The organism is Nocardia acididurans, from assembly GCF_016741815.1.
GTDB lineage: Bacteria > Actinomycetota > Actinomycetes > Mycobacteriales > Mycobacteriaceae > Nocardia > Nocardia acididurans.
On the sequence record NZ_JAERRJ010000010.1, the window covers coordinates 403086 to 409085 of the forward strand.

Genomic DNA, 6000 nt, shown 5'->3' on the forward strand with positions numbered 1-6000 from the left:
ACTCCTCAGACAAGTAGAGAGGCGAAACAACCGTGGCCCAGGTACAACGGCACCCCCTCGCCGCACAGGCCGCCGAGGTATTGCTCACCCGCATCCGCGCGGGCGAATGGGAACTCGGCCACCGCCTCCCCGGCGAAACCACCCTCGCCGCCCAACTCGGCGTCGGCCGCTCCACCCTGCGCGAAGCCATCCGCGAACTCGCGGGCAAAGGCGTCCTCGAAAGCCGCCAGGGCGCAGGCGTTTTCCTCACCGCCCTCGACGTCGCCGAAGACTGGGACACCGTCCTGCGCCGCGCCGACATCGTGACGGTCATCGAGGCCCGCATCGCCATCGAAGCCGAAGCCGCCGCCCTCGCCGCCCACCGCCGCACCCCCGCCGACCTGCGCACCATCCTCAAAGCCCTCAACCTCCGCGCGGAGGCGGGCCCCACGATCGAAGCCCTCGTCGACGCCGACACCGCCTTCCACCGCACGGTCATCGCCGCGGCCCACAACGACATCCTCCTCGAGATGTTCAACGCCTTCGTCCCGCGCTCGCGCCACGCCATGATCGACATGCTCCGCATCCGCCCCATCGCCGACCCCGCCACCGACCACGACGCCCACGAACACCTCTACGACGCCATCCGCACCCGCGACCCCCAAGCCGCCGCCACCGCCAGCCGCGTCCACCTCACCGCCCTCAAAGCCGCCTTCGATCGCTAGCGTCCCGAGCAGGGATCGACGCCGCGGCGCTCGTCATCGAGGTGAGAGCGGTCCGCCGTCGATCATCGTGCGAGGAAGATAGTCCGATTCGACGGTGAGGGGAAAGCCGCGATCGACCGCCAGACAGGCCAGCCCGAGCGCGTCGTGATGCACCTGGCCGTCGCAGTCGCCGATCTGATCGCCCGCGCTGTAGTAGTCGCGGTACAGGCCGAGCGTCTCCGCCAGGACCGTGTTGAAACCCGCGTGATCGCCCTCCACGATGCGCTCCAGCAGCCGGGCACGCGGATTGCGCAGGCACTCCCAGTGGCCGTCACCCGAGGTCTTGGCCAGCGCCGCGCGCAGGTGCGGTCGCGCGTCCTCCCCGCGCAGCACGGCGCGCACGGCGCGAGCGTAAGCCGTTGTGTCGGGCAGGGTTTCGCTCAGCCGGTCGATGCCGCCGAGAATCTCCACGGCAGTCGTCGAGCGTGTGATCCAGGCCAGTGCGCCCGCCCGGGCGAACTCCCAGTCGGACGCGTCGCCGACCGGACCGGAGGCGAGCACCTCACCCGACCGGCCGCCCAGCGTCACTGTCACCGGCGTCCCCCGGGGCACCGCCGCCACCGCGAACGCCTGCGCCATCGCCTCGGCCGCCAGCACATAGGCGGCCCGGCTCCGCGGGTCCTCGGCGCGTGGATCGAGCACCGACCGGAACGCCTGCGCCATCAACTGATGGTCGGCGACGTTCTTCAGCGCCATGCACCGGAACTGCACGAGCACCTCCGCGCGGAAGGCGTCGCCGATTCCGTCTCGTTCGTCTTCGCCCGTCAGCCAGCGTTCGGCCTGTTGCCGATCGAAGGGCGGTCGGATGATCGGGCCGTCACCACCGGGCGTCACCGGCCCGGCCCCGGTCACCAGCCGCGCCGGCAGGTACGCCGACTCGATCTCACCCGCCATCCCGGCCCGGTGTGCGAGCGCCGCGAGACCCGCTGCCTCCCAGGCGATCAGATCCCGCGCCTTGATCCATCGCGTGTTCTCCGCGTACCTGCGATGCTCCCGCAGCATGGATTCCAGTTCGGCATCGAACTCCGCGACGTCGCCCCGGTCGATGGCTCGCAGCATCCGTCCCGGCACCCCCCGTACCGCCGACAGATCCGCATCGGCGTCGTCCTCCCAGAACGCCACCAGCGCCTGCCCCTCGGCGTATCCCTCCGGACACCACCCGGCCAGCCGCATCAGCTCGTTGTCCGATCGCACGGCGAGCGCCTTCCACCACGCGGCGGTCCATTCGAAGTTCGACAGCGACGGTTCCGAGTCCTTCTCGACCCCGAAGCCTGAGCCCAGGTACTCGACCCAGGCCCGCACCTCCGCACCCTCCGGAAGTGCGGACCCCACCACATAGTCGCCGTACAGCTCGACCGCCGTGCGCAGTGCCAGCCACGTCTCCCGCTGCTCCATGTGTGGGTCGATGCGCACTGTCCGCGCGCACACGTAGTCGAGCAGGTCGTCCGCGATCAGTTCGATCCCGCCCACACCGCCGTTCTCCGCCAGCTTCACCGCCCGCCCCAGCTCATTCGGCACATACTCGAGAGCGGTGGACAGGATCTCCTCGGGCACACTGTGCCGATCAACGCGCATGAGCGCCGATGGTATTGCTCGCCGCCGACGCCTTCATCTCGCGAGCCAAGCGCCGTCGATCAAACGTCTTGGCAGGTAATCGGATTCGACCGTGATCGGGAACCCGCGATCCGCCGCCAGGCACGCCAGGCCGAGCAGGTCGACGTTCATCTGGGCGTCTTCGCCGTCGATGAGCTTGTCGACGCTGTGGTAGTCGCGATACAGCGCCACCGCTTCGGCGAGGGCGGTATCGAACCCCTCGTGATCGTCGTCCACGAACCGTTCCAGCAGCCGGACCCGTGGATTGTCCAGGTACACCGCGTAATCGATGTGCGCGCCGGTGGCCGGGCGCGTCGCGGCCTTCAGGAACCGCGCCGGGTCCTCGCCACGCAGGAGGGCGCGGACGGCCAGCGCGTACTGGTAGTCGGGATCGTCGTCGTGCGAGTGTCTGACATCCGGCACCGCCGCCAGGATCTCGAGCGCGGATTCGGAACGGGCCGTCCAGGCCAGGGCGACCGCGCTGAGATAATTCCCCGTGCCCGCATAGCTCTTCGCCAGTTCGAGCGCGGGCACGTCACCGGTCCGGCCCGCCAGGGTTATCGGAACCATGGTGCCCGGCGCGAACGACACCAGCCGGAACGCCTGCGCCGCGGCCTCGGCGGCCAGGACGAACGCGGACCAGGTGCGGGGATCCTCGGCGCGTGGATCGAGCACCGAACGGTAGGCCTGGGCGGTGCAGGACTCCGAGGCGATCCGGAAGATGCCGTTGAACCGGTACCGGTCGGACTCCTGCAATGCGACCGCATGCTCGATCGACCGCTGCTGCTCGCCGGACGCCTCGAACCGCTCCAGCCACTGTGCGGCCCGGTCGGCATCGAACGGCGGCCGGGTGATCGGGCGGCCATCGGCCACCGGGAGCAGCGGTCCGGCCCCTGTGACGAGTCGCGAAGGCAGATACGCGGATTCGACTCCGAGCGGCATTCCGGCCCGATGCGCGAGCGCCGCGAGACCCACCGCCTCCCACGCGATCAGATCCGTGCCCAGCACCCGATATCGGGTATGGGGCAGCTCTCGTATCCGGGTCTCGGACTGCTCGCGATGCCGTCGCAGGACCGCTGCCAGCGCGGTATCGAACCCGTCGGCATCACGTGACGCGATCGCCCGCACCGCCGCGCCGGTATCGCCGTCCAGCGTTTCGGCCCGCACCGGCCGCCCCGACCACAGCGCCACCAGCGCCTGACCTTCGGCATGATCGGCCGGGCAGAGCTGCGCCAACTGTTCCACCACATTCTCGAAACGCACGCTCACCGCCGGCCACCAGGCGGCTGTCCACTCCGCCGCGGTCAGCGCGGGCCCATCCATCTTGGTGAACCGGAAGTAGTGCGAGGCGTACTGCGCGTTGGCGTAGCAGTCGGTGTGCTTCCCGGCGGCCTGCCCGCGCACGAAGTCGCGCTGCAGAATGACCGCGGACCGCAGGGCGAACCACGTCTCCCGCTGCTCCACCGCCGGATCGATCTCGACCGTCCGCGCGCCGACGTAGTCGAGCAGCACCTCGGCCAGCCACCGCACCCCCGACAGGCCGCCCGCCTCCGCCGCCCGGGCCTGCTCGGTGTACCTGGTTCGCACAAACTCGATTGCGGCGGACGGGGTTTGCTCGGGCACATGGTGTCGATCGATGCGCATGGACGCGATGGTAGTGACCGCGCGGAATCACCGGCAGTGCCTTTTCGGCTGGGTGACAAGCGATTTCGCCGGTGTCGGCGCACGGGCCGGACGCTCCCGATCCCGGTTCGCCCCGTCCCCGTGACGCCCACCGCTGCGGCCCGGCGACATCCGGACCGTGCGCGGAAAACGCCTCGACGTGGAATGGCAAGATAGACAGACGTGAGCGGCAACGACATCATCGACGAACTGACCTGGCGCGGACTGATCGCGCAGTCCACCGATCTGGACGCCCTGCGCGCGGATCTGGCCAAAGGCCCGTTGACGCTCTATGCCGGCTTCGATCCGACCGCCGCCTCCCTGCACGCCGGACACCTCGTCCCGCTGCTGGCGCTGAAGCGCTTCCAGGCCGCGGGCCATCGCCCGATCGTCCTCGCGGGCGGCGCGACCGGCATGATCGGCGACCCGCGTGACGTCGGCGAGCGCACCATGAACTCCTCCGACACCGTGGCCGAGTGGGCCGGGCGCATCCGCTCCCAGCTCGAGCGGTTCGTCGACCTCGACGATTCGCCGACCGGCGCGATCATCGCCAACAACATGGACTGGACCGGCCCGCTGAGCACGGTCTCCTTCCTGCGCGATATCGGCAAGCACTTCTCGGTGAACGTCATGCTCGCGCGGGACACGGTGAAGCGCCGCCTGGAGTCCGACGGCATCTCCTACACCGAGTTCTCCTACATGCTGTTGCAGGCCAACGACTTCGTGCAGTTGCGGCGTACCCACGGCTGCCGCCTGCAGGTCGGCGGCTCGGATCAGTGGGGCAACATCATCGCCGGCGTGGAATTGAACCGCCGCGTGGACGGCGAGCACGTGCACGCGCTGACCGTGCCACTGGTGACCTCGGCCGACGGCAAGAAGTTCGGCAAGTCCACCGGCGGCGGCAGCCTGTGGCTGGATCCGGAGATGACCAGCCCCTACGCCTGGTACCAGTACTTCGTGAATACGGCCGACGCCGATGTGGTCCGCTACCTGCGCTGGTTCACCTTCCTCTCGCGGGAGGAACTGGACGAGCTGGAGCAGGCCACCGCCGAGCGCCCGCATGCCCGCGAGGCGCAGCGCCGGCTGGCCGCCGAGATGACGACCCTCGTACACGGCGAGGAGCACACCCGCTCGGTGCAGCTGGCCAGCCAGGCGCTGTTCGGGCGCGGTGAACTCGGCGAGCTCAACGAGTCCACGCTGTCCGCGGCGCTCACCGAGGCGGCCGTCGACGGCAAGGTGGCCGAGGCCAAGCCGGGCGACACCATCGTCGATCTACTGGTGGCCTCGGGTCTGTCGGAGAGCCGTGGCGCAGCCCGTCGCGCTGTCAACGAGGGCGGCGCATCGGTGAACAACGCCAAGATCGCCGATCTGGAATGGACGCCGTCGGATTCCGACTACCTGCACGGACGCTGGCTGGTCCTGCGCCGGGGCAAGAAGAATTTCGCGGGCGTGCTGCGCGCGGGTCAATAAGCCTCGACACCGACTCGACAACTGCAGCAGCCGATACGAAAACAAGATCGCCGAGAGCTGGGTCACAAAACAGTGCCCCGACCCGGCGATCTTGTCGTTTCAGGGGTCCGCGACCTGCGCAGACGCGGCGCTCACCAGGCGATTTGACGTTGCGTTTTCCTGGGCGTAACTTAGTCCAGGTCAGAGCGACACGGACACCGACCGGGTGCCAGACGCCCAGCTCAGAGGCTGGAAACGCGGATCCGGAAACGAGGTTGTACGAGGAGCGCCTGACAGACGAACACTCCAGCCTAAAACCCGAGCTTGACTCCGTTGAGCATCGCCGTTAGGCTGGAAAAGTTGCCTCGTTGGACATCTGATCAACTTAGATCGAAGACGTGTGCGTGTGTTCTTTGAGAACTCAATAGTGTGTCGATGAATGTCAGTGCCAATTATTTATTGGTTTCGGCATCTGCCCCGCGTGTGGGTGTCGAACATTTTAAGTCAGCTTAATTTCCGAGCTGGCGTTTGATTTGCTGGGTTTTCGGACTCA

Annotated in this window: 4 protein-coding genes; 2 read left to right on the top strand and 2 right to left on the bottom strand. The window is 68.3% G+C overall.

What is annotated here, in order from left to right:
• Positions 1-32 precede the first annotated feature (32 nt).
• Positions 33-704, top strand: coding sequence for a FadR/GntR family transcriptional regulator (locus JK358_RS27145; RefSeq protein ID WP_201952522.1), 672 nt, complete (start codon positions 33-35; stop codon positions 702-704).
• Positions 705-737: 33 nt separating this feature from the next.
• On the opposite strand, the gene JK358_RS27150 is transcribed toward JK358_RS27145, so the two are convergent.
• The gene (locus JK358_RS27150; RefSeq protein WP_201952525.1) at positions 738-2318 is read right to left on the bottom strand and encodes an immunity 49 family protein; all 1581 of its coding nucleotides are present in this window, start codon (positions 2316-2318) and stop codon (positions 738-740) included.
• 33 nt (positions 2319-2351) lie between these two features.
• Positions 2352-3980 (bottom strand): immunity 49 family protein, encoded by a 1629-nt coding sequence (locus JK358_RS27155; protein WP_201952527.1) that lies wholly within the window; start codon positions 3978-3980, stop codon positions 2352-2354.
• Between the two features lie 201 nt (positions 3981-4181).
• On the opposite strand from JK358_RS27155, the gene tyrS reads away from it, so the two are divergent.
• Positions 4182-5468: a tyrosine--tRNA ligase gene (gene tyrS, locus JK358_RS27160; RefSeq protein ID WP_201952531.1), complete on the top strand. Its 1287-nt coding sequence runs from the start codon at positions 4182-4184 to the stop codon at positions 5466-5468.
• The last annotated feature ends 532 nt before the right edge of the window (positions 5469-6000 follow it).

Coding starts and splice junctions, on each gene's coding strand:
- JK358_RS27150 (WP_201952525.1), bottom strand. CDS start 2,318: ATGCGCGTTGATCGGCACAGTGTGCCCGAGGAGATCCTGTCCACCGCT.
- JK358_RS27155 (WP_201952527.1), bottom strand. CDS start 3,980: ATGCGCATCGATCGACACCATGTGCCCGAGCAAACCCCGTCCGCCGCA.